19 protein-coding genes are annotated in these 21,934 nt (G+C 65.6%); 7 read left to right on the top strand and 12 right to left on the bottom strand.

Annotation, left to right across the window (positions count from 1 at the left end; genetic code table 11):
• Window positions 1–5 precede the first annotated feature (5 nt).
• Window positions 6–671, bottom strand: a complete 666-nt coding sequence (locus DCM80_RS24920; RefSeq protein WP_257198040.1) for a DUF429 domain-containing protein — start codon at window positions 669–671, stop codon at window positions 6–8.
• Between the two features lie 1,006 nt (window positions 672–1,677).
• Between DCM80_RS24920 and DCM80_RS24915 the strand changes: the two genes are divergently transcribed.
• Window positions 1,678–3,003: a TROVE domain-containing protein gene (locus DCM80_RS24915; RefSeq protein WP_257194162.1), complete on the top strand. Its 1,326-nt coding sequence runs from the start codon at window positions 1,678–1,680 to the stop codon at window positions 3,001–3,003.
• 111 nt (window positions 3,004–3,114) lie between these two features.
• Complete coding sequence (locus DCM80_RS24910) at window positions 3,115–4,455, top strand: RtcB family protein (RefSeq protein ID WP_257194161.1); 1,341 nt, start codon at window positions 3,115–3,117, stop codon at window positions 4,453–4,455.
• A 74-nt stretch (window positions 4,456–4,529) separates the two neighbouring features.
• Here the strand turns inward: DCM80_RS24910 and DCM80_RS24905 are convergent, their stop codons facing one another.
• The 4 genes from DCM80_RS24905 to DCM80_RS24890 all read right to left on the bottom strand — a co-directional run bounded on the left by DCM80_RS24905 (window position 4,530) and on the right by DCM80_RS24890 (window position 8,744).
• Window positions 4,530–5,714 carry a serine hydrolase gene (locus DCM80_RS24905; RefSeq protein ID WP_257194160.1) on the bottom strand — a complete coding sequence of 395 codons (1,185 nt, stop codon included), beginning with the start codon at window positions 5,712–5,714 and terminating at the stop codon, window positions 4,530–4,532.
• 62 nt (window positions 5,715–5,776) lie between these two features.
• Entirely contained in the window at window positions 5,777–6,469 is a 693-nt protein-coding gene (locus DCM80_RS24900; RefSeq protein WP_257194159.1) for a GNAT family N-acetyltransferase, read from the bottom strand.
• A gap of 4 nt (window positions 6,470–6,473) precedes the next feature.
• Window positions 6,474–6,821: a Lin0512 family protein gene (locus DCM80_RS24895; RefSeq protein WP_028178016.1), complete on the bottom strand. Its 348-nt coding sequence runs from the start codon at window positions 6,819–6,821 to the stop codon at window positions 6,474–6,476.
• A 258-nt stretch (window positions 6,822–7,079) separates the two neighbouring features.
• The gene (locus DCM80_RS24890) at window positions 7,080–8,744 is read right to left on the bottom strand and encodes an acetolactate synthase large subunit (protein ID WP_257194158.1); all 1,665 of its coding nucleotides are present in this window, start codon (window positions 8,742–8,744) and stop codon (window positions 7,080–7,082) included.
• 207 nt (window positions 8,745–8,951) lie between these two features.
• Between DCM80_RS24890 and DCM80_RS24885 the strand changes: the two genes are divergently transcribed.
• Entirely contained in the window at window positions 8,952–9,824 is an 873-nt protein-coding gene (locus tag DCM80_RS24885) for a bifunctional helix-turn-helix transcriptional regulator/GNAT family N-acetyltransferase (protein ID WP_257194157.1), read from the top strand.
• A gap of 55 nt (window positions 9,825–9,879) precedes the next feature.
• Window positions 9,880–10,266, top strand: coding sequence for an ester cyclase (locus tag DCM80_RS24880; RefSeq protein ID WP_257194156.1), 387 nt, complete (start codon window positions 9,880–9,882; stop codon window positions 10,264–10,266).
• A gap of 22 nt (window positions 10,267–10,288) precedes the next feature.
• Here the strand turns inward: DCM80_RS24880 and DCM80_RS24875 are convergent, their stop codons facing one another.
• Together DCM80_RS24875 and DCM80_RS24870 are read right to left on the bottom strand one after the other, a co-directional pair.
• The gene (locus DCM80_RS24875; RefSeq protein ID WP_257194155.1) at window positions 10,289–11,509 is read right to left on the bottom strand and encodes an MFS transporter; all 1,221 of its coding nucleotides are present in this window, start codon (window positions 11,507–11,509) and stop codon (window positions 10,289–10,291) included.
• Window positions 11,510–11,814: 305 nt separating this feature from the next.
• A complete protein-coding gene (locus DCM80_RS24870) occupies window positions 11,815–15,105 on the bottom strand; it encodes a DEAD/DEAH box helicase (protein ID WP_257194154.1) in 3,291 nt (1,096 codons plus the stop codon).
• Window positions 15,106–15,212: 107 nt separating this feature from the next.
• Here DCM80_RS24870 and DCM80_RS24865 point away from each other — a divergent pair, with 107 nt between their 5' ends.
• Window positions 15,213–15,674: a cupin domain-containing protein gene (locus DCM80_RS24865; RefSeq protein WP_257194153.1), complete on the top strand. Its 462-nt coding sequence runs from the start codon at window positions 15,213–15,215 to the stop codon at window positions 15,672–15,674.
• 11 nt (window positions 15,675–15,685) lie between these two features.
• Window positions 15,686–16,183, top strand: coding sequence for a peptide deformylase (locus DCM80_RS24860; protein ID WP_257194152.1), 498 nt, complete (start codon window positions 15,686–15,688; stop codon window positions 16,181–16,183).
• 115 nt (window positions 16,184–16,298) lie between these two features.
• Here DCM80_RS24860 and DCM80_RS24855 read toward each other — a convergent pair whose 3' ends face one another.
• Complete coding sequence (locus DCM80_RS24855) at window positions 16,299–16,661, bottom strand: helix-turn-helix transcriptional regulator (RefSeq protein ID WP_257194151.1); 363 nt, start codon at window positions 16,659–16,661, stop codon at window positions 16,299–16,301.
• Window positions 16,661–17,323: an SRPBCC family protein gene (locus DCM80_RS24850; protein ID WP_257194149.1), complete on the bottom strand. Its 663-nt coding sequence runs from the start codon at window positions 17,321–17,323 to the stop codon at window positions 16,661–16,663. The genes DCM80_RS24855 and DCM80_RS24850 overlap by 1 nt, the downstream gene beginning before the upstream one ends.
• A gap of 182 nt (window positions 17,324–17,505) precedes the next feature.
• Between DCM80_RS24850 and DCM80_RS24845 the strand changes: the two genes are divergently transcribed.
• Window positions 17,506–17,856: an AraC family ligand binding domain-containing protein gene (locus DCM80_RS24845; protein ID WP_257194148.1), complete on the top strand. Its 351-nt coding sequence runs from the start codon at window positions 17,506–17,508 to the stop codon at window positions 17,854–17,856.
• A gap of 19 nt (window positions 17,857–17,875) precedes the next feature.
• Here the strand turns inward: DCM80_RS24845 and DCM80_RS24840 are convergent, their stop codons facing one another.
• The 3 genes from DCM80_RS24840 to DCM80_RS24830 form a co-directional block, all read right to left on the bottom strand.
• On the bottom strand, window positions 17,876–19,132 hold the full coding sequence (locus DCM80_RS24840; protein ID WP_257194147.1) for a serine hydrolase: 1,257 nt from the start codon (window positions 19,130–19,132) through the stop codon (window positions 17,876–17,878).
• A gap of 317 nt (window positions 19,133–19,449) precedes the next feature.
• The gene (gene cydB, locus DCM80_RS24835; protein ID WP_257194146.1) at window positions 19,450–20,460 is read right to left on the bottom strand and encodes a cytochrome d ubiquinol oxidase subunit II; all 1,011 of its coding nucleotides are present in this window, start codon (window positions 20,458–20,460) and stop codon (window positions 19,450–19,452) included.
• Entirely contained in the window at window positions 20,457–21,899 is a 1,443-nt protein-coding gene (locus DCM80_RS24830; protein WP_257194145.1) for a cytochrome ubiquinol oxidase subunit I, read from the bottom strand. Before DCM80_RS24830 ends, cydB begins: the two co-directional genes overlap by 4 nt.
• Window positions 21,900–21,934: the final 35 nt, after the last annotated feature.

Here is a 21,934-nt window from a genome sequence, read left to right as displayed (position 1 = left end):
TCGGTTCAATAGTTGATCTCCATCCGCAAGCCGCGCGGATCGAGGTCCTCGCCACCTACACGTTGGGAGCTGTCGCGCGCTGCGACCGCGCAGGCACAGGCATCGATGAGATCATCGCGACCGATGCCGGTGCCATGGCGAAGCGTCAGCCATCTCTCCAGCTTGGTGAAGCCGCGGTCTCTCAGCAGCGCAACGCGCTGCGCGCGGCCCCGTGGCGACGTCTTCGGCGCGAGCCGCACGCGCCCTGCCAGATTCCAGAACACCAATTCCGGATGCGCCTCGCCGATCGTCGCCTGCCGCGCCGGCGTTATGACCTCGTCGACCTCCCTGATCTTGTCCCTGATATTCCAGAGCTGCGCCGACACGCCCCTGCCCTTGCCCTCGTGCGCCCAGTAATGCCGATTGGCCGCAGCCATGTCCGAGAACGTCCAGAGGTCGCGGCGCGCACCGAGAAACACCGCGGGACCAATCAGCTCGCGGGCGCGCAGATCGCAAGCGCGATAGCCGCTCGGATCTAGTCCGATCGGCATGTCGATCATCGCGCGCGCATGCGGCAGCGCGAGCAGGCGCGTCAAACCCGACGAATAGTCGAAGCCGTGATCGCCGCGGGCGTCGATCCAGGCCGCGACCCAGCCGAAGCGAAAACCATCGAGGCCGAGATAGTTCGGCACGTCATGAGTCCGTGTCTTGTCGTCGGCGTCCTGCAATTTTCACACGCACCTCGCTTGACATCCGCAAGTTGCGGGCGTATGTCCCGCGCCCTCGCAAGCACTTCCGTTTGCGACAGACACCATGAACCGAGCGATGCTGAACCGCTACGAAAGGATTGTCCGCATGCCGAATAGCCCAAAGCTATTCGATGTCGCATGCCCGGCTCATGGGAGCGATCTTGCCTGACCGCAAGACCGATCGTCCGCTTCTCACGGACCCTCCCGAGCCAGCCGCTCCGGAGGGTTTTTTGTTGCCCGCCGCGCGGCCCCACCGAACAATCCGGCAATCGCCGGAACGAGAGACCCGGATCTCGGGGCTCGCGCTGGAGAGGCGCGTGCCCAAGCGCGCGGGGCCTGCCGGAGGGAACGAGGCGATGAGCCGGACACCGATGGCAGAGCGACCCCAGTGGGTTCGCAACGTGCGGCGCGTCGACAGCGCCGCGATAGAATTTTGTACGTACCCCCAACGGCGGGTGTGAAAGCACCGGCCTGGCGGTGGTGAAGATGTCTGTTACTTCGTGGTAAAGGCGCGAAAGCGCCGAGCAGGTTCGAGCCCTGCGCGCCGAAAGGCGGTTCGCCCGCAAGGGCAGCAACAGCATCGCCCGTTCCCCGCCAATCCCATCACGGTCCGTGGTGAAGATTTCTGTTACTTCGCCTGCAACGCGAGAGGTCGCGGGTTCGAATCCCGCCCGGTGTCCCATGCACCGGTAGCTCAGAGGATAGAGCGCTTTCCGGCGAGCTTCGCTCGTCGGGTCACAGCAATCGCCTGTTCCCGGATCGTGTCCCCTAACCACCGCCGGTGGTGAAGAGTGCTGTTACTTCGGATCGCAATGTCGAAGGTTCGAATCCTTCCGGACGAAAGTCCGTAGCTCAGCGGTAGAGCATGTGACTTGCCCGCAAGGGCAGTACAGCCTCGCCTGTTCCCCGGCACCCGTTTCAATCCCCATCAACCCAAGAGGAGGCCGTCATGGTCAGGCTCAACAAGATCGTTCGCGCCTTCACGCGGGAGGGCGCGCGCGCGGTGCGCTTCACGCCCGAGATGGAGCTGAAGCGCGCGCTGATGAACTGCCTCCTGTGGGAGGACCAGTTCTACGAGGACGGCGTTGCGATCGCCGATCGCATCAAGGCGCTCGTGCCCAAGGTCGCGCCCGCCAAGGTCGCGAGGCTCGCGATCGAGGCACGCGAGGTGATGAAGTTGCGGCACGCGCCGCTGCTGGTCATCCGCGAGATGGCGCGGAACGAGAAGCACCGCGCCCTCGTGGCGGATACGCTTCACCAGGTGATCCGGCGTCCCGACGAGATGACGGAGCTGCTCGCGATCTACTGGGCGGATGCGCTGGGCCCTCAGCAGCAGCGCAAGCGTCAGCCGGTCTCGGCCCAGGTCAAGAAGGGCCTTGCCCGCGCGCTGACCAAGTTCGACGCCTATCAGCTCGCCAAGTGGGACCGCGACGGCGCGGTGCGGATCAGGGACGTGCTGTTCCTGGTCCACGCCAAGCCTAGGGATGCCGAGCAGGAGAAGGTGTGGAAGCAGCTCGTCGATGGCGAGCTCGCTTCTCCCGACACCTGGGAGGTTTCGCTCTCGGCCGGCAAGAGCAAGCGCGAGACCTTCGAGCGGCTGATCGCCGAGCGCAAGCTCGGCGGCCTCGCGCTGCTGCGCAATCTGCGGCTGATGCAGACTGCGCAGGTCGCGCGCGAGACCATCGCAGGCGCGATCGAGGCGATGCGGACGGATCGCATCCTGCCCTATCGCTTCATCACGGCGGCGCGCTATGCGCCGGACTTCGAGCCCGAGCTCGAGGCTGCGATGCTCAAGTCGGTCAAGGACCATGTGCGGCTTCCGGGCCGGACGCGGCTCCTGATCGACGTGTCGGGCTCGATGTTCGCGACCCTCTCCGCGCAGTCGGAAATGACGCGTGCGGAGGCGGCGTGCGGCCTTGCCATCCTCGCGCGCGAGATCTGCGACGAGGTCGAGATCTTCACCTTCAGCAATGAGGTGGTGAAGGTCCCGCCCCGCCGCGGCTTCGCGCTCAGGGACGCGATCATCAACTCGCAGCCGCATGGCGGAACCTATCTCGGCAAGGCCGTGACGGAGATCGACCGCAAGGGCGATCGCCTGATCGTCTTCACCGACGAGCAGAGCCACGACCAGGTGCCCGAGCCCAAGGCACGCGGCACCATGGTCAACGTGGCCTCGTATCAGCACGGGGTCGGTCACGGCGCCTGGACCCGCGTCAACGGCTTCTCCGAGGCCGTGGTCGCGTGGATCGCGGCGTCGGAAACGGCGTTGAACTGATGCGCAACGACAGCGGCCCCGGACGCAAGACGCGCCCGGGGCCTTGCGAAATTCTTAAATGATCCACCCGGTCCGGTTAGGGTGCGGGTGGAATGACAAGGACCTACGACCATGCGACGACCCGACCCCTACATGGAACGCGCCCGCGAGCTCTGCCTCGCCGCCGGCGTCGATCCCGACTCGCGTGTCGGCGAAGGACGCGGCCAGCCCGCCTGGTGCCTCTACAAGGACGCCGCGCGCAAGGAGCATCTGGCCCGCGAGGCCAATGCGACCGCGAGCTCGATCGCCGAGTTCCGGATGCAGGATACACGCTTCCAGAATGCACCGCTGAAGGTGTTCGGCCCGCACGAGGACGCGACGATCGCGCAGATGCGCAACTGCATGGCGGTCGGCAACGTCGTCTCCGGCGTGATCTGCGCCGACGGCCATCTCGGCTATGCGCAGCCGGTCGGCGGCGTCATCGCCTATGAGAAGCAGATCAGCATCTCCGGCGTCGGCTTCGACATCGGTTGCGGCAACATGGCGGCTCGGCTCGACACGCGCTTCGACGACATCGCAAGCCGCGTGCCCACGATCATCCGCGACGTCGCCAAGACGATTTCGTTCGGCGTCGGCCGCGCCAACGCCGAGCGGGCCGAGCACGACCTGTTCGACGACGGCGATGCCTGGCGCGAGAGCGACATGGAGTCCTACCGCAACAAGGCGGTGAGCCAGCTCGGCACGGTCGGTTCGGGCAACCATTATGTCGACCTCATGCGCGACGAGGACGGTTTCGTCTGGATCGGCGTCCACTTCGGCAGTCGCGGCCTCGGACACACCTCCGCGACGCGCTACCTCAAGGCCGCCGGCGGCAAGGACGGCATGAACGTTCCGCCCGCCGTGGTCGACGAGGACAGCGAGCTCGGCCGCCGCTACATCGCGGCGATGCAGCTCGCCGGGCGTTATGCCTATGCGGGCCGCGAGTGGGTCGTCGAGCGCGTTCGCCGGATCGTCGGCGGCAGCGTCACCGAGAGCGTGCACAACCACCACAACTATGCCTGGCGTGAGACCCACGACGGGAAGGATCTATGGGTGGTGCGCAAGGGCGCGACACCGGCGTTTCCCGGCCAGAAGGGATTCGTCGGCGGCTCGATGGGCGACGACGCCGTCATCCTCGAAGGCGTCGACAGCCCGGAAGCCAAGGCCTCGCTCTACTCGACCGTGCACGGCGCCGGCCGCCTGTTCGGACGACGGGAAGCGAAGCGGCGCTTCTCGCGCGAACAGATGGACCAGTGGCTCAACGAGCGCGGCGTCACCCTGATCGGTGCCGACCTCGACGAGAGTCCGATGGCCTATCGCCGCCTGCCCGACGTGCTGGCGCAGCACGCCGGCACGGTGAAGGTGCTGCACACCCTGCAGCCGTTCGCCGTCGCCATGGCCGGCGAAGGCGAATTCGATCCGTGGAAGGACTGATGCAAAACCGCGGGCGGGAGGTGATGCCTCCCGCCCGTCTTCGTTTCGTCCTGGAAAGCGGGACCGCAGCCGCGTCAGCCTCCGGCGGCCTGATAGGCCAGGCGCTTGAACTCGAAGAAGAACGGATTCCAGAAGCCCATATAGCGCTGGGTCATCAGCACGCCGGCGGTGTTGGCCTCAGGGCAGATCCACCAATGGGTCCCGGCAAGGCCGCCCCACTGGAACTCACCGGTCGAGTTCGGCGGATCGAACGGCGTCGGCGCGAAGGTGACGGCGCCGCCGAGGCCGAACCCCTTGCCGGGCATCGGGCCGAGATTGGCGAAGCGGATGGTCTGCCCTGCGGGCAGCTGGTTCGACATCATCTGCCGCAGCGTCTCCGGCTTCAGCAGGGCATCCGAACCCGGCAGCAGCGCGCGGACCAGCGCGAGCATGTCCGGCAGGGTCGAGACCAGACCGCCGCCGCCCGAGAGCCGCGGGAACGGCCGCCGATAGGCTTGCGGAAACGGCAGGTTGTCGGCGCGGGTGAGGCCCGGCTTCATGGGATCGAACACATCGGCGCCATTGTAGAGCGCGACCAGCCTGCCCTGCTGCGCCTCGGGCACATGGAATCCGGTATCGGTCATGCCGAGGACATCGAAGATGCGCGCCTTGAGGAAGGCATCGAGAGATTGACCCGAGACGACCTCCACGACGCGGCCGAGCACGTCGGTGGCAACCGAATATTCCCAGGCCGTGCCGGGATGATAGGACAGCGGCATATCGGCCAGCTTGTCGATCATGTCGGAGAGCGGCGTCAGCGGATTGAGCACGCGCGCCTCGTTGTAGCCTTTGAACAGCACCGTACCGGGATCGAAGATGCCGTAGCTGAGCCCCGCGGTGTGGGTCAGGAGCTGGCGGATCGTAATCGGGTTCTTTGCTGGCTCGACATCGGCAAGGCTCGAAGCGTCCTGCTTGAGCACCTTGCGATGGCCGAGCTGCGGCAGGAAGGTCTCGATCGGATCATCGAGCCCGATGCGGCCTTCCTCGACCAGCAGCATGATCGCGCAGGTGACGAAGATCTTGGTATTGGAGAACGCCCGGAAGATGTGATCGGGCCGCAGCGCGGTGCTCGCCTCGCGGTCGGCAAAGCCGACGCATTGCTGGTCGACCACTTCGCGCCCGCGCAGCACGGCCCAGGACGCGCCCGGAATGATCTCCTGATCGACGTAGCGCTGCATCGCCGTCCGCGCGGCGGAAAAATCGGTCGTTCTGGCGTCCATGCGTCTCCCCGAATTTGTGGTTGGGACGGGTATAGCGAAAATTCGAGGGAAATGAAGGGCGCTTATTCTTCTCTCATGAACGCCGTCACGTACAGCCGACGCCGGATCCGCATGCCCTGCCGCTGGTACAGCGCAATCGCGGAGGTATTGCTCGAAAACACGTGCAGGAACGGAATCTCGCCGCGCGCCTCGATCCGCCGCGCGACCGCCGCCAGCAACGCCTGCGCATAGCCGCGCCCGCGATAGTCGGGATGCACGCAGACGGCCGTCATCTCGACGAACTTGCCCGGCTTCATCCGCTCGCCCGTCATCGCGACCAGCTCGCCGCCAGCGCGAATGCCGAGGAACGTGCCGAGTTCGTGGGTGCGCAGCGCGAACGGCCCGGGCTTGGTCAGCTCCGTCAGTGCCATCATCGCGGGCACGTCGGCCGCTCCCAGCGCGACGATCTCGGCCTCGCGCAGCGGGCTGTCGGCGGGCGAGCCGATCATCTGCTCGCCCGTATCGGCGAGCACCACCTTGAAGCCGCCGGGAACTTCGACCGGCTCCGGCGTGAACAGCGCGGCGACCTGCGTCCCCGACAAGAGGTCGCGGAGCGCGGCAAAGCTCGCCGCGGACATGTCGGCCATGTCGGCGAACGGCGTCATGTCGACGGGATAGCGCCGCGCGAGCGGGCCACCCTCGGCCAGGTGCTTCTGGCTCGTCGTCAGCGCGCTCCAGATCGGACGATCGAGCAGCACCTCATCGCTGTCGGACACCGGTCTAATCCTTGTCGAAGCTGACGATGACGGCGGCATTGGCGATGAGAATGGGATCGTTGGCCACTTCCGTGGCCGAGGGGATCTCCAGCCCACCCTTGACCGCGGTAACGGTCACGGTGCCGTAAGGAAGCTCCCTGGCCACGGCTTCCTTGTCCACGGCTTCCGGGTTGGGCACGCCGATCGTGACGTCCACGAACATGTCGTTCGCGGTCTTGCCGATCATCCGGAAGAATCCGAGGCTGGAATGCCGGATGGCATCCGACACCGCCCGCTTCGCCGCCTTGGTGGCGTCCCTGCCGTGGACGTCGACGCCCATGCCCATCTCGGTGACACAACGAACGCGGGTCATTTGATATTCCTGTGGTTGGTGTGGTGATTGCGAGTGTCGGTTATCGGGGCGCGCGAGACAAGTGTTGCCGCTTCTCCCGTGTCCCGGACGCGCTGCAACGCTCAAAAGCGCGTTCACGCGCGTCTTCGACGCGCTATGGCGTTGCTGCGCAGAGCCGGGACCCAGGAGGCCACGGTGCTCGCTGATGCATGGGCCCCGGCTCTGCAGCGCAGCGCTGAAGGAGCGCTGCGCTGCGTCCGGGGCACGAGGCCGCTGTCGTCACGCCTTCGATTTCTCATGTGCGCGCAGCTCGTCGACCAACACCCGCACGTTCTCCGAATAGTCGATCGGGACCACGACCAGATGCACGCCACCCTCCTCGAATGCGGCCTCCAGAGTCGGGCCAAAGCCGTCGATGCTCTCGATGCGATGGCCCCTCGCCCCATAAGCTCTCGCGTAAAGCGCAAAGTCCGGGTTGCCAAATGTCATGCCGTAATCGGCGAAATGATCGACCGCCTGTTTCCAGCGGATCATGCCGTAGGCGTTGTCCTCCAGCACCAGCACGACCAGATTGAGCTTGAGGCGGACGGCGGTCTCCATCTCCTGGCTGTTCATCATGAAGCCGCCGTCGCCGGCGACCGCGAGCACGCGGCGGTCGGGATAGAGCATCGCGGCCATCATCGCCGACGGCAGGCCGGCCCCCATGGTCGCCAGGGCATTGTCGAGCAGCAGCGTATTCGCGACACGGGTGCGGTAGTTCCGCGCGAACCAGATCTTGTACATGCCGTTGTCGAGCGCGACGATGCCGTTCTCGGGCATCACCTGGCGGATATCGTGCACGATGCGCTGCGGCGTCAACGGCCAGCGCGCCTCGGTGGCACGATCGGTGATGTGCCCCAGGATTTCTTCACGCAACGGCAGCAGCGCAGCAGCCTGCGGCAGCTTGCCTTCGAGCCGATCGGCGAGCAGCTCCAGGCTCGGGCCGACATCGCCGACGACCTCGGCGTCCGGAAAATAGACCTGCTCGACACTGGCCGAGGTGTAGCTGACGTGAATGACCTTCGGCCCCGACGGGCCCATGATGAAGGGCGGCTTCTCGATGGGGTCGTGACCGATCGCGACGATCAAATCGGCGGCGTCGATGGCATCATGCACATAGTCGCGCTCCGACAGCGCGGCGGTGCCCATGTAGAGATTGGTGCCGCCGGGCACGGTGCCCTTGCCCATCTGCGTCGTGAAGAACGGAATGCCGGTGCGCCGCACGAAGCTCGCGATGCCGTGGGTCGAGCGCGGCCGGCTGGTTGCCGCGCCCATCATCACCAGCGGGCGCTTCGCGGCCAGGATCATCCCGGCCGCACGATCGAGCGCGGCGCGATGGGCGACGGGGATCTCGATCGGGTGCACGGGAATCACGGGCACGGCAGGCACCTCGTCGCCGGCGATGTCCTCGGGCAGCTCGAGATGCACCGGTCCGGGCCGCTCCTCCATCGCGACGCGAAAAGCGTCCCGCACCACGGTCGGAATGCTGGAGGCGCTGACGATCTGCCGCGACAGCTTGGTCAGGGGCTTCATGGTCGCGACCACGTCCACGATCTGGAAGCGCGCCTGCCGGCTGCTCATGATCGGCTTCTGGCCGGTGATCAGGATCATCGGCATCGCGCCGAGATGCGCATAGGCCGCACCGGTGGACAGGTTGAGCGCACCCGGGCCGAGCGTCGACAGACAGACGCCGGGCTTGCCGGTCAACCGGCCATAGGTGGCGGCCATGAAGGCGGCGGCCTGCTCGTGGCGGGTCAGGACCAACTCGATTCTGGAGGTGCGGAGCGATTCCACCAGATCGAGATTCTCTTCGCCGGGGACGCCGAAGATGCGATCGACGCCCTCATTCTCCAGCGCCGCGACAAACAGGTCCGATCCCTTCGCCTTGCGTTCCTGCCCGCTCATGCCGCCTCCCGTGCTCACTCCCGCGTTCCACGGCAGTCCGGTACATGGTAGCGGCTCGCGGCTTCGGCACAACTCACAAAGAAAGGCGCGGCACATCAACCTCATCATTGCGACCGCAAGGCGACGGTACGGAGCAGCGGCTTCCTCCATGTTCCATCGCGATCGTCGCGATTGACAGAGCATGATGTCTGACTATAGTCAGACATCATGCTGGACCCGATCTCGCGCGTTCGCCGCTTCAACCGCGCCGTCACCTCGGCGGTCGGCGCGCTCGACACCTCCTTCCTGGGCCGCGGCCGGCCGCTCGGTGCGGCGCGCGTGCTCAACGCGATCGGGCATGGGCGTACGGACGTGGCCGAGATCCGCGACTATCTCGGTCTCGATTCCGGATTGATGAGCCGCCTGCTGCGCAGCCTCGAGGACGAAGGGCTGGTCGAGACCGAAGCGCATCAGGACGATGCGCGGCGGCGCGTCGCGACCTTGACGCGGTCGGGCCGGCGCGAGTTCGCGGCCTATGAGGCGCTGTCGAACGCGCAGGCCGAAGGTTTCCTGGCGCAGCATTCGCAGCGCGAGGCGCTGCTGGCGGCGATGGACCTGATCGCCTCCACCCTGACGCGCGAGCGGATCGCACTGGACGAGATGGATCCGCGATCCGAGCAAGCACGCCACTGCCTCGGCGAGTATTACGCCGAGCTCGGCCGCCGCTTCAAACACGGCTTTGACGTCTCACAGTCGCGCGACCCCGACGCCAAGGACATGCGCCGACCGCGCGGCACCTTCATCGTCGCGATGTCGGACACGCTGCCGATCGGCTGCGTCGGCCTGAAGGGAACCGATCACGGTTACGCCGAGATCAAGCGGCTGTGGGTCGCGCCCGCCGCGCGCGGCTTGCGGCTCGGCAAGCGGCTGATGGAGGCGATCGAGAGCACTGCGCGCGAACTCGGCATCACGTTGCTGCGGCTAGACACCAACAGCGCGCTGCCCGAGGCCGGCCAGCTCTACCGCAGCACGGGCTGGCGCGAGATCCCCCGCTTCAACGACGATCCCTATCCGGACCTGTTCTTCGAAAAGCGGCTCTGAGCTGGACCGGTCGCGACGTCTGCGCGTTAAGGTCGAAGCCGCACGGAGCTTCGATATGACACGAGACGACCTCGCCGAGACCTACCGCGCTTATATCGCCTGCCTGAATCGGCAGGACTGGCCCTCGCTCGGCCGGTTCGTGCATGACGATGTCGTTCACAACGGCCGGCCGCTCGGCCTGCCCGGTTATCGCGCGATGCTGGAGCGGGACTTTCGCGAGATTCCGGATTTGCGTTTTAACATCGCGCTGCTGATGTCGGACCCGCCGGGGATCGCAGCGCGGCTGCAGTTCGACTGCACACCGGTCGGGACGTTCCTGGGACTTGCCGTCAATGGCCGGCGCGTCTCGTTCTGCGAGAATGTGTTCTACGAATTCGGCAATGACAGGATCCAGCAGGTCTGGTCGGTGATCGACAAGGCCGCGATCGAGGCGCAGCTCTGACGCTGCGCCTCGACACCTAACCTCACGCCGCCGCCGGCGCCGCCTGCCCTTGCGGCTTGGGGAACGGCCTGAACGTCATCGCCATCAGGAAGGCACCGAGTCCCATCGCCCAGGAGGCGATGTAGAGCCAGGCGTAGCTGGAGAACGCGTCATAGATCAGGCCGCCGGCGAGCGGGCCGGTCGCCATGCCGAGGCTGCCGGCCATCGCCGTGCCGCCGATCACCGTGCCCATCATCCGAAGCGGAAAGTTCTCGCGGATGAGCACGGCATAGAGCGGCATGGTGCCGGCATAGATGAAGCCGAAGATGGCGCCGACGGCATAGAACGTCGTGAGCTGGTTCGCGAACACATAGGCGAGCGCGCCGAACGCCTGCAGCAGCAGGCCCGACACCAGCACGCGCTTGGCGCCGAAGCGGTCGCCCATCAGGCCGAAGGCGATGCGGCCGCCGAGGCCGGCGAACCCCTCGATGCTGTAGATCGTCACCGCGGCGATCAGCGGGATGCCGCAGCTCACGGCGTAGCTGACGGTGTGGATGATCGGGCCGGAATGGGTGGCGCAACAGAAGAAATTGGTCGCGAGCAGGACCATGAATTGCGGCGAGCGCAGCGCCTCGCCCACCGACATCTCGTTTTGTCCGGCGGCTTCGCCGGCGGGCGCGGCCGGGCCTTGCGCGAGCGCCGGCGGACGGCGCACCAGAAACGAGACCGGGATCATGATGGCGCCGACCACCAGCGCCACGATCTGCATCGAGGTCCGCCAATCGTGGCCGGAGATGAGCCAGGCCGCGAACGGCGACATCGTCATCGGCGCCATGCCCATGCCGGCCGAGACCAGCGACACCGCGAGGCTGCGATTTGTGTCGAACCAGCCGGTGACAGCCGCCATCATCGGCGCGAAGATCGCCGCGCAGGACGCGCCGGTCAGAAGGCCGAACACGATCTGGAACACCAGAAGCGAGGTCGCCTGGCTCGCGGCGAACAGGCTCAGCGTCAGCACGGTCGATCCCGTCAGCACCACCGGCAGCGGACCGAACCGGTCCGACAGCGTGCCCCAGGCCATGCTGGTGAACGCCATTGCCAGAAAGCCGATCGTCATCGCGCTGGAGATGCCGGTCACCGACCAGCCGGTGTCCTTGGCGATCGGCTGCAGGAACACCGGCAGCGAAAACATGCCGCCGATCGCGACGCAGCCGAGCAGGCCGCCCGCGGCGACGATCACCCAGCGATAGGGGGATTGGGTCATTTGGGTCTCCCGTGGGATCTGTCTGGGAGAAGACGAATGGGAACCACGTCGGCCGACAACGGAACGACATTTTTGCCGAGGCCTTTGTCACCTGCCAATAGAAAGTTGAAAAACAACCCCATGCACAGTAGCCGGCCTCTGCGGGATCAAGCACTTAGCGAGCCGCCGAGATGAGCCGCCGCGGCCTTGCGAGGCGGTCCGCGATTTGACTGGTCGGGCAAAACAGCGGTGGCGCGGCATCGTCCCGCCGGCGCGCAAGAGGCCAGGGTTCACGGCCTCGTGGGCACGACGGCCATCGGGCTCGGTCAAGCCTCGAACAGAGCCTTGACGTCGTCCTCGGTGAGGGCCGAAGCGATCCGTCCATCCCGCTCGAACAGGCTGTCGGCCAGAGCCCGCTTCCGGGCCTTGAGCTCGTCCATCTTCTCCTCGATCGTGCCGGCGGCGACCAATCTGTAAACGAACACCGCCTTGTCCTGTCCGATCCGGTAGGCGCGATCGATGGCCTGTTCCTCGACGGCGGGATTCCACCAGGGATCGAAGATGATCACGGTGTCGGCGGCGGTGAGATTGAGGCCCACCCCGCCCGCCTTCAGGCTGACGAGGAACACCTCCGCCGCTCCGCTCTGAAAGGCTTCGATGGCCGACTTGCGGTCCTTGGTGTCGCCGGTCAGCAGGCTGTAGCGCAGCCCATTGGCGTCGAAGCGCCGCCGGATCAGGTCGAGCATGGAGGTGAACTGCGAGAAGAGGATGATCTTCCGCCCTTCGCTCAACAGCTCCGATACCATGTCCATCAGGCGTTCGAGCTTGCCCGACGGTCGGTTGACGCCGTCCCCTAGCTTCAGCAGCGCAGGATCGCAACAGGCCTGCCGCATTCTCAGCAGGGCTTCCAGGACCACGATGTGGCTCTTGGCAAGACCACGAGCCGCAATGGCCTCGCGGACCTTGCGCGACATCGACAGCCGGATCGAATCGTAGAGATCGCGCTGCGCACCTTCGAGCACGATCGTCTCCAGGATCTCGCTCTTGGCCGGCAGCTCGGTGGCGACTTCAGCCTTGGTCCGGCGCAGCATGAAGGGCTTGATCCGCTGCGCCAGGGCTGCGCTGCGGATATTGTCGCCGCGCTTCTCGATCGGCGTGCGCCATTGGCGCGAGAACGCCGCCTTGTCGCCGAGATAACCTGGATTTGCGAAGCTCATGATCGACCAGAGCTCGCCGAGATGGTTCTCCATCGGCGTGCCGGTGAGACAGAAGCGATGCGCGGCCCTGATGTCCCGCAGCCAGCGGGTGGTGGCGGCATCGGGATTCTTGATCGTCTGCGCTTCGTCCAGCACGGCGATGTGCCAATCCCGCGCCAGAAGCACGTCCCGGTCCCTTGCGATCAACGGATAGGTCGTCAGCACGAGATCATGCTCGGCAATCGCCGCGAACCTCTCCTTGCGGTCCGGCCCCTGGAGGACGAGCACCTTCAGCTCCGGCACGAATTTCTGCGCTTCGGCCGACCAGTTGGTCATCAGGCTCGTCGGCGCAACCACGAGCACGGGGTCGGTGAGCCGTCCCCGTTGCTTTTCCAAAGCGATCAATGCCAGGATCTGGATCGTCTTGCCAAGCCCCATGTCGTCGGCCAGCACGCCGCCGAGGCCGCTCTCGCGGAGGAGGTCGAGCCAGGCCACGCCCAGGGCTTGATAGGGCCGCAGCGTCGCGCGAAAGCCGGACGGAAGTTCGGGCACCGCCAATCCCCGCAGCTGAAGCAGGTTGGCGAGACGACGCAGGTTATCGGCTCCGCGAAAGACAAAACTCTCGCTCTCCAGTCCGAGCAGCGGAAGGACGTCGGCTTGCGACAGCCTGACCTTCTTCGAGCCATCGGCAAGAGCGCCGTTCAGGTGCAGGCTGTGCAGCGCCAGCACCAAGGGAAGGAAGCGATCGGCGGCCAGTGCCAGCTTGCGGCCGTCGGTCAGCGGCAGATAGAACCGCTCGCCCTTTTCTGCGAGTTGTCGCAGCCGGTCCGGCGTGAAGCCGGGCGCCGAGACCAGCGCGGCGACGTGCGGGGCGAGGTCCTGGCGCTCGCCGTCGATGTCGATGCCGAGCGCCAGCTCGAACCAGTCGATGCCGCTGGATTCCAGCGCGGCATCAAACTCGCCCGAGGAGTCTGCGAGCCGAAACGGAAAATCGTCGTCGACCAGAATCTCGAAGCCTTCCGATCGCAGCTGCTCGGCTTGCTGCGCGAGAAATTGGAACCAGTCGCCCTGATCGCGGAGCGTAAGATCCATGGCATGGCGGAAGTCCAGCGCCGGCAAAGCGGTTCGTGCGTCGACGAGACCGAGGTCGACCAAACGTTTGCGCGCCTGCCTCTCCATGCCCTGGCGCCGCGTGATGATGAACAACTGTCCCGCCTGAAACAACTCCACCCGGCTGGCCCGCTGGTGCGGATCGATGTCGAATCCGCCATAGCGGAATCCGAGGCTGGCGACCGCCATCGGCCCGCGCTCTTCGTTCTTGTCGCGGTAGTAATAGAAGCTCACGAGGTGCCCGAGCCGGAGCCGCAGCACCGGGCGAGGATCCTCTTCGATGGTCACCGCGACGGTCGGCGGCGCGGGCAAAATGCCATGATGAAGCTCGGGCAGCTTCTGAGCGAGGCGGCGCGAGACTTCCTCCACCTGCGCGCGCGGGATGGCCGGAGCGGACAGGAGTTGAAAAGCCAAACGTGGCGGCAGGCCCAGTTGCGCCGGTCCAATCAGCCCGGCGGCTTCATCGACATAGACCGGCGGCTCGGCATTGAGCGCAATTGCGCCGGCTACCAGGAGACGAGGTGTGAGCCCGCGCTTTCCCGCCGATTGCCACTCGATCCTTCCCTCGCGTGCGTCCCCCCACTTCAGCGGCGCGCCCTGGTGATCGAGCCAGAACGCCCGGCCGGTCGCGACGATCCGTTTCAGCAACTCCTCCGGATAGGGTCCCTGCTCGTAATAGCTGCGGGTGGCGGCCGACGCTTGCGTCACGATCTCGATGTCGACGTCGCGAAAGTATTTCGGGGTCCGCTCGGGCTTGAACTCGTACAGGCTGGGGCTGGTATAATTGCCGGCGAAGCCGCCGGCCTTGAGCACGCGAACGGACCGCAAGGACAATTCCAGCTGCGGCATGGCGTGTTCTGACGGCTCGAGACAGTACAGCAAGCACTGGCCCTCTTCCCCGACGCCGCCCCGCGCTGCCCGGCCGACGCTGTCGATCCAGTTGGTGAGCTCTAACGAGAGAGCAGGAGGTGGCGTGGGTGCTTCGCGCGCGGCTGCCAAGGCCGGCGCCGCGACCTCCTTCCCGCTCAAGGCCTCCAGAAGCGTTGCGGCGACGTGCTTGCAATTGAAGTCCATCGGACAATCGCAATCGCCATCGAGGCTGGTGAGCTCGTCACCGTTGAATGTCAGAGCGATGTCGACCTGATATCTGTTGGACCCGCTGCCCCGCACCTCCGCGGTGACATGCTTCAGGTCGCCGCTCACCTTCAGCTTGGAAACGCGGCCCTGCGCCTGATAGGCGACTGCTTTGTCCATCGCCGATCGGCTGAAGTAGGTGTAGATCGACTTTCGCTTGAGAACGTCCGAGAGCACTTGCAACGATTCCAGTCTGGCTTCAGGCTTCAGCATAGCTGCTCGGCCCTGGATCATTGTAGCGGCCGCATTGTTCTCCACAACACCTCCCATTGCAGGAACCATCCATGCCAAAGATCGACATCGCCACGGTGCCGGCCCGCAAGGGATCCGGCTACCCCGCCCCCTTCGATGCACCTTGCGCCGAACGCATCCGCAAGCGTCTCGGCGATGCCGGCGGCCTCAGGGATTTCGGGGTCAACCTGATGCGCCTGCCGCCCGGCGGCTGGTCGAGCCAGCGTCACTGGCATTCGCACGAGGACGAGTTCGTCTACATCCTCGAAGGCGAGGTGACGCTGATCGAGGACGGGGGCGAAACCCCGCTGCGCGCCGGCGATTGCGCGGCCTTCCCCAAGGCGAGCGGCAACGGCCATCACATGATCAACAGGTCGAATGCGACGGCGGTCTATCTCGAAATCGGCTCGCGCTCGCAGGAAGATCTCATCACCTGCTCCGACATCGATATGATGAGCCCGGCATCCGACGGCCGCTTCCTGCGCAAGGACGGCACGCCGTATCCCGGGCAGTAAGGCGGCGCATCATGACGATCCGCCCCATCCTCCGCTATCCCGACCGCCGGCTCGCGCTGCCTGCCCGCCCCGTCACCACTTTCGACGACGAGCTGCGCGCGCTCGCGCAGGACCTGCTCGAAACCATGCGCGCCGCGCCCGGCATCGGCATCACCGCGCCCCATATCGGCGTCCCCTTGCGGCTCGTCGTGCTCGAGCTCGGCGACAGCGAGGACCAGCAGGCCTACGTCAATCCGGTCATCGAATGGGCCTCGCCCGAGATGATCCTGCACCGCGAGGGCAGCGTCTCGATGCCCGGCGTCAACGACGAGGTGCAGCGCCACGCGCGGGTGCGGATCAGCTATCAGGATGTCGACGGCAACTCTCGAACCGAGGACTCCGAGGGCTTGCGCGCCGTGTGCCATCAGCACGAGATCGACCAGCTCGACGGCATGTTCTGGATCCAGCGGCTGTCGCGGCTGAAGCGGGAGCGGCTGGTGAAGAAGTATGAGAAGCTCATGCGATCGTAGGGCGGATTAGCGCAGCGTAATTCGCCGCTTTTAGCAGGGCTTGGCGGGAGAATGGTGGATTACGCCGGCGACTGCGCTTCGCGCAGCCGCCCGCTAATCCACCCTACGCATTCATTCACGCCCTCTTCCCGCCCCGCTTGGTCACCGGCGCGTTGCGGCGCTCGCGTTTGCCGCGCGCGATCTCGGTCGCCAGCGCGTCGAGCTTCGGCTCCCAGAAATTCCGGAACTGACCGATCCAAGCATCCACGGCGCGAAGCCCGGCAATGTCGACCGAGTAGAGCCGCCGTTGCGCCTCGGCGCGAACGGTTGCAAAGCCGCTTTCGCGCAGCACCTTGAGGTGCTGCGAGACGGCCGCCTGGGTGATGCCGAACTCGGCGCCGATCACTGCGACGACCTCGCCGGACGCCATCTCGTTTTGGCCGAGCAGCTCGAGGATGCGGCGGCGCACGGGATCGGCGAGGACCTCGAAGACGTGCATCAGCTTCCCGTGCCGGGATGGGCGATGTCCGGCGGCATCTCGCCGCGATAGAACGCGATGGTGCGGTCCGAGCGCTGCTTCGCCTCGTCCGGATCGACGCCGCTTGCGACATGCGCCGCACGCCAGGCCTCGCCGCTGGTCGTCATGAAGTCCTTGCCCTCCGGCGAGCCCATCCACGCCTCTGCCGTCTCATGATCGACCGATGCCCCGGTCGCAAGATATCGCTCGAGCCCCGCGAGCGCGAGATCCCAGCCGACCCCGACCGCACCCGGGCCGAACTGATTCCAATGATCCTCGATGATCGCGGTGTGCTCAAGCGTCAAACGCGCCTGCTGCCGCTCCGCCGCCAGCCTGACGTCGATCCAGCTCGTCGCGCCGCCGAACTCCCATGACGCGGCGAAATGGGTCGGCGGCGTGCAGGACGTGATGGTGCCGCCAGCATTGCCCTTGACCTGATAGCGTCCGCCGAGCCGGAGGTCGCCCTCGACCGGCGCGAACCAGCGCGGGATCCGCTCCCTGCTGGTCACGGCGTCCCAGAGATCGTCGACGCTGGTGTCGTAAAGCCGCGTCAGGGTCACGACGCTCGCGGGTCTCCCGTCTTTCTCAAAATTCGTCACCGAACGGGTGACAAGGCCCAGAACTCTGGCGACGTCGATCTCCATCTGCGCTTCTCCGTCTCGCTTCCTGCGAGGCAGGGAATATCAATCAGAACTAATATAAGTCAATTCTTATATTTCGCGACCCGCTGCGTCAAACCGCCTCGCGAGCCGGCGCGAAACCAAACAACCTGCCCGGGCGTCTATCGATGCCCTCTCCACCAAACCCTCTGCAACGGACGGAACTCATGAAAGTTCGCAAATTTGCCATCACCGATGCCCCGCTCGAACGCTCGCCGGGACAGGACGGCGAAATCTTCGCCGGCAATGTGATCGACCAGCGTCACGGCGGACCGATCACGATCGGCTACGGCCGCTACGCCCCGAACCAGAGCCTCGACGAGACGCTCGCGGTCGACGATGTCATGCTCGTCCTGGAAGGAAAGCTCTCGGTTGCGAGCAATGGCAGCACCGTCACCGCCGGTCCCGGCGAGATCGTCTACATGCCGAAGGGCGAGAAGGTCACTATCCGCTCGCACGAGCAAGGCGCCCTCACCGCCTACGTCACCTACCCGCATTGGCAGGAGGCGCGTGAGTGAGGCGCGAGCGCGCGGCGCCCTACCCGCGCGCCATCAGCGCCTTCGCCAGCGCCATGTAGGCCGGCAGCGTCACCGGATCGTTGGCGGCGTTGCCGGCCATGGGATGCGAGGCGTAGCGCGCGATCACCATCTCGGCCTTGGGATCGATGTAGATGCCCTGGCCGTAGACGCCGCGCGCCATGTAAGCGCCGTGCGCGTTGTGCGTGACCCACCATTGGTTGCGGTAGGACGCGCCCGGCAATGTGGAGTAGCCGGCCGGCTTGAATTTGTCAGGATCGCCGCCGCGCGCGATGTCCTCGACCACTTGCGACGGCACAATCTGGCGGCTGTTGAAGCGGCCGTGATTGCGCATGGTCTCGCCGAAGCGGGCGAGGTCGCGCAAGGTCGTGGAGAGACCGCCGCCGCCGCTCTCGGTGCCGATGCGGTCGACGTGATAATGCGCGTCCTCCTCCGCGCCCATCGGCTGCCAGATCCGCTCGGACAAGAGCTCGGACAGCGTCAGGCCGCTGACGCGCCTGATGATCCACGCCAGCACGTCGGTGTTGACGGTCTTGTAGGCGAAGGCCTTGCCGTGCTCGCCCTGCTTCTTCTGCGCGATCAGGAAATCGAAAATGGTGGTCGGGCCTTCATAGCCCGGCGGGATCGGCGCCATGCCGTTGGCGCGCCGAAGGCCCCACACGTCCGAGCTCTTGTCGGTGTAGACTTCCGTGTAGGCGAGCCCGGTGGTCATATCCATGACCTCGTGCACGCGTGCATCCCCAAACCCGCTTGTCTTCAGCTCCGGCACATAGTCCGTCACGAGCGCCTGCGGATCGATCCTGCCCTCGGCGGCCAGAATGCCGGCGAGCACGCCGGTGAACGACTTCGTCACGGACATTCCGATATGCGGCTTGTGCGGCTTCAAGGCGCCGAAATAGCGCTCATAGATCAGCCTGCCCCTGTGCAGCACCGCGATGCCGTCGGTGTACGTCTCCTCCAGCATTTTTGCGAACGTCATGGGCCGCCCGTCCATCGTGATGGAAGGCACCGCGCCGATATCGTGATCTTCGCGTGGCAACGCGGATGCAGGTCCTGCCCCGCGCCAGACATTCACGGTGGGCACGAGCTGGCGGATGTTGCTCCAGGCCCAGCGCAATTCGGGGAAGCTGCGGAATGAGCCGTCCTGGAAGGTGATGGTGCGGTCGGGCAACGGCGGGAAGCCCCGCATCCAGCCGAGGGCTTCGGGATCGGTTTCAGCGGCAGCGGGCTGCTGGCTGGCGGCAGTCGCGACGGACATGAAGCGGGCTCCTTGAAGACGATGCGGATGTCGTATCACGGGAGCACAGGTCGGGGCATCCGACGTTTATGCCGGGTAGCTACGCACAGTCGGGATGACGTGGCCAATCACTGGCCAAGCGCGCACGCGAGGGCCTCGCGGCGCCGCGCTATGCCGAGAGGAGCGACAGTCCTGCCGATCCTGCGCACTCCGGACTCCTCATCCCGTCCTAAGCAACCACCGGATCGGCATTGCGATCACGAAGAGCGTCGTGACACCTGCGGCCCACAGCGTCACTAACCATAGCAGTTGCCTCCAGGTCCGGGATGCACGCTGCATCAGTGATATCCCTCGCCGTGCCGGACCTTGCCGCGGAAGATCCAGTAGACGTAGCCGGTGTAGACAAGGATCACCGGCACCAGCACCGCTGCGCCGACGAGCAGGAACAACTGGCTGCTGGGATGCGTGGCCGCCTGCCAGATCGTGACGGAAGGCGGCACGATCATCGGCCACATGCTGATCCCCAGCCCGGCATAGGACAGCAGGAAAAAGCCGAGCGCGCACAGGAACGGCATCCCGTCCTCACCCTTTGCGAGCGCGCGGTGAAAGCGCCATGCCAGCAGAGCCAGGAGGACCGGCACAGGCGCTGCGTAAAGCATGTTCGGCAGCGTCAGCCATCGCTCGCGAAAGGCCGCGCTTTGGATGACCATCATCAAGGATATGACCGCGATGAAGCCGAGCGTCGCAAAGCCGAGAACCCGTGCATAGTTCCGGCAGCGTGCCTGAAGGGCGCCGTCCGTCTTCCAGATCAGCCAGCACGCGCCGAGCAGGCCGTAGCCGACAACCAGGGCAATTCCGGTCAGCACCGAGAAGGGAGTCAGCCAATCCCACCAGCCGCCGGCGTAGGCCCGCCCCTCCACGCGAATGCCCTGCACGATGGCGCCGAGGCAGACGCCCTGCAGGAAGGCCGCGGCAAAGCTGCCCCACGAAAATGCGCGGTCCCACCAGATCTCACCGGCGGATGTCCGCGCCCGAAACCGCATCTCGAAGGCGACGCCGCGAAACACCAAGGCGAGCAGCATCAGAATGAGCGGCATGTAAAGCGCGGGAAAGATCGTGGCGTAGGCCAGCGGAAACACCGCGAACAATCCGCCGCCGCCAAGGACGAGCCAGGTTTCGTTGCCGTCCCAGACCGGCGCCACGGAATTGACCATGACGTCGCGCTCGGCTCTTGCCGCCTCGGCCGGAAACAGGATGCCGACGCCAAGGTCGAAGCCGTCCATCACCACGTAGAGCAACACCGCGGTGGCGATCAACAGCGCCCAAATCAGTGTGAGGTCGATGCTCATGGCCTGATCCCCGCCTGCCTTGGTTCTGCTCCGTGCGTCTCGCGATTGACCAGCCCTGGCGCCGGCGTGATGCCGGCCGTGCGCACCGGCTGGCCTTGCGGCGGTCCGTGCTCGCCGGCTTCAGGCGTCTGGCGGAAGAGGTGAAACAGATACGCAATGCCGGCGCCGAACACGACGAAGTACACCACGACGAATGCGGCGAGCGATGCGGCCACCGCCGGCGCGGCGATCGGCGCGACACTATCGGCCGTCCGCAGCAATCCATAAACCGTGAAAGGCTGTCGGCCAGCCTCTGTCACGGTCCATCCGGCGGTCACCGCGACGAGCCCGGACGGTCCCATCGCCACGGCAAAGCGGTGCAGCCACGGCGAGTCATAGAGATTGTCGCGCCAACGCAGGATGAGCGAGGCCACGCCCAGCGCGATCATCAGCATGCCCAGACCGACCATGATGCGGAACGCCCAGAACACGAGCGGAATATTGGTCGGCCAAGTGTCCTTCGGAAACGCCTTCAGCCCCTTGACCTCTCCATCGAGGCTGTGCGTGAGGTAAAGACTCGCGAAGCCGGGAATGGCGATCTGGCCGCGGGTCACGCCGGCATCGGCATCCGGCATGCCGAACAGGATGGACGGCGCGCGGCGCTCGGTCTCGAAATGACCCTCCATAGCGGCGACCTTGGTAGGCTGGTGGTGATAGGAATTCACGCCGTGCAAATCCCCGATCAGGAGTTGCATCGGCGCCACGATCGCAGCCATCCACATTGCCATCGAAAACATGATGCGGGCGCGCTCGTTCATCCTGTCCCGCAGGAGATGCCAGGCGCCCACCGCGCCCACGATCATCGCGGTCGTCAGGTAAGCCGCCATCACCGTATGAGCGAAACGGTAGGGGAACGACGGATTGAAGATGATCGCGAGCCAGCTCTCGGGAATGAACTGGCCGTCCGGTCCTGTCCCATGTCCCGTCGGCGTCTGCATCCAGGAATTCGCCGCCAGAATCCAGAAGGCCGAGAGCAAGGTGCCGCCCGCGACGAAGCAGGTCGCAACGAAATGCAGGCGTGGGCCGACGCGGCCAAGGCCAAACAGCATCACCCCGAGGAAGCCGGCCTCGAGAAAGAATGCCGTCAGCACTTCGTAGCCAAGGAGCGGTCCGAGCACCGGCGATGTCTTGTCGGCAAACACCGACCAGTTGGTGCCGAACTGGTACGACATGACGATCCCCGACACGACGCCCATGGCGAAGGCGACAGCAAAGATCTTTAGCCAATAGCGATAGGTATCGAGATAGGCGCCGCGGTCCGTCCACAGCCACAGGCCTTCGAGCACGGCGAGATAGCTCGCCAATCCGATGGTGAAGGCCGGAAACAGGAAGTGCCAGACAACCGTGAAGGCGAACTGGAAGCGCGCAAGATCCAACGCGCTGGGCAGTAAATCGGACATAGCTCCGCCCCCGACATCAATTGCGGCCTGCAGGC

Origin of the sequence: Bradyrhizobium sp. WBOS08 (genome assembly GCF_024585125.1) — a bacterium.
GTDB classification, from domain to species: Bacteria; Pseudomonadota; Alphaproteobacteria; order Rhizobiales; family Xanthobacteraceae; genus Bradyrhizobium; species Bradyrhizobium japonicum_B.
The sequence above is the reverse complement of the archived record's forward strand: the minus strand, read 5'-3'. Positions and strand labels throughout refer to the sequence as shown.

Excerpts from the sequence above, each read along its gene's own strand:
- cydB (WP_257194146.1), bottom strand. The coding sequence starts at position 20,460 with ATGAGCATCGACCTCACACTGATTTGGGCGCTGTTGATCGCCACCGCG.
- DCM80_RS24875 (WP_257194155.1), bottom strand. The coding sequence starts at position 11,509 with ATGACCCAATCCCCCTATCGCTGGGTGATCGTCGCCGCGGGCGGCCTG.
- DCM80_RS24865 (WP_257194153.1), top strand. The coding sequence starts at position 15,213 with ATGCCAAAGATCGACATCGCCACGGTGCCGGCCCGCAAGGGATCCGGC.
- DCM80_RS24895 (WP_028178016.1), bottom strand. The coding sequence starts at position 6,821 with ATGACCCGCGTTCGTTGTGTCACCGAGATGGGCATGGGCGTCGACGTC.
- DCM80_RS24890 (WP_257194158.1), bottom strand. The coding sequence starts at position 8,744 with ATGAGCGGGCAGGAACGCAAGGCGAAGGGATCGGACCTGTTTGTCGCG.
- DCM80_RS24850 (WP_257194149.1), bottom strand. The coding sequence starts at position 17,323 with ATGGAGATCGACGTCGCCAGAGTTCTGGGCCTTGTCACCCGTTCGGTG.
- DCM80_RS24915 (WP_257194162.1), top strand. The coding sequence starts at position 1,678 with ATGGTCAGGCTCAACAAGATCGTTCGCGCCTTCACGCGGGAGGGCGCG.
- DCM80_RS24885 (WP_257194157.1), top strand. The coding sequence starts at position 8,952 with ATGCTGGACCCGATCTCGCGCGTTCGCCGCTTCAACCGCGCCGTCACC.
- DCM80_RS24830 (WP_257194145.1), bottom strand. The coding sequence starts at position 21,899 with ATGTCCGATTTACTGCCCAGCGCGTTGGATCTTGCGCGCTTCCAGTTC.
- DCM80_RS24905 (WP_257194160.1), bottom strand. The coding sequence starts at position 5,714 with ATGGACGCCAGAACGACCGATTTTTCCGCCGCGCGGACGGCGATGCAG.
- DCM80_RS24910 (WP_257194161.1), top strand. The coding sequence starts at position 3,115 with ATGCGACGACCCGACCCCTACATGGAACGCGCCCGCGAGCTCTGCCTC.
- DCM80_RS24845 (WP_257194148.1), top strand. The coding sequence starts at position 17,506 with ATGAAAGTTCGCAAATTTGCCATCACCGATGCCCCGCTCGAACGCTCG.
- DCM80_RS24840 (WP_257194147.1), bottom strand. The coding sequence starts at position 19,132 with ATGTCCGTCGCGACTGCCGCCAGCCAGCAGCCCGCTGCCGCTGAAACC.
- DCM80_RS24880 (WP_257194156.1), top strand. The coding sequence starts at position 9,880 with ATGACACGAGACGACCTCGCCGAGACCTACCGCGCTTATATCGCCTGC.
- DCM80_RS24855 (WP_257194151.1), bottom strand. The coding sequence starts at position 16,661 with ATGCACGTCTTCGAGGTCCTCGCCGATCCCGTGCGCCGCCGCATCCTC.
- DCM80_RS24860 (WP_257194152.1), top strand. The coding sequence starts at position 15,686 with ATGACGATCCGCCCCATCCTCCGCTATCCCGACCGCCGGCTCGCGCTG.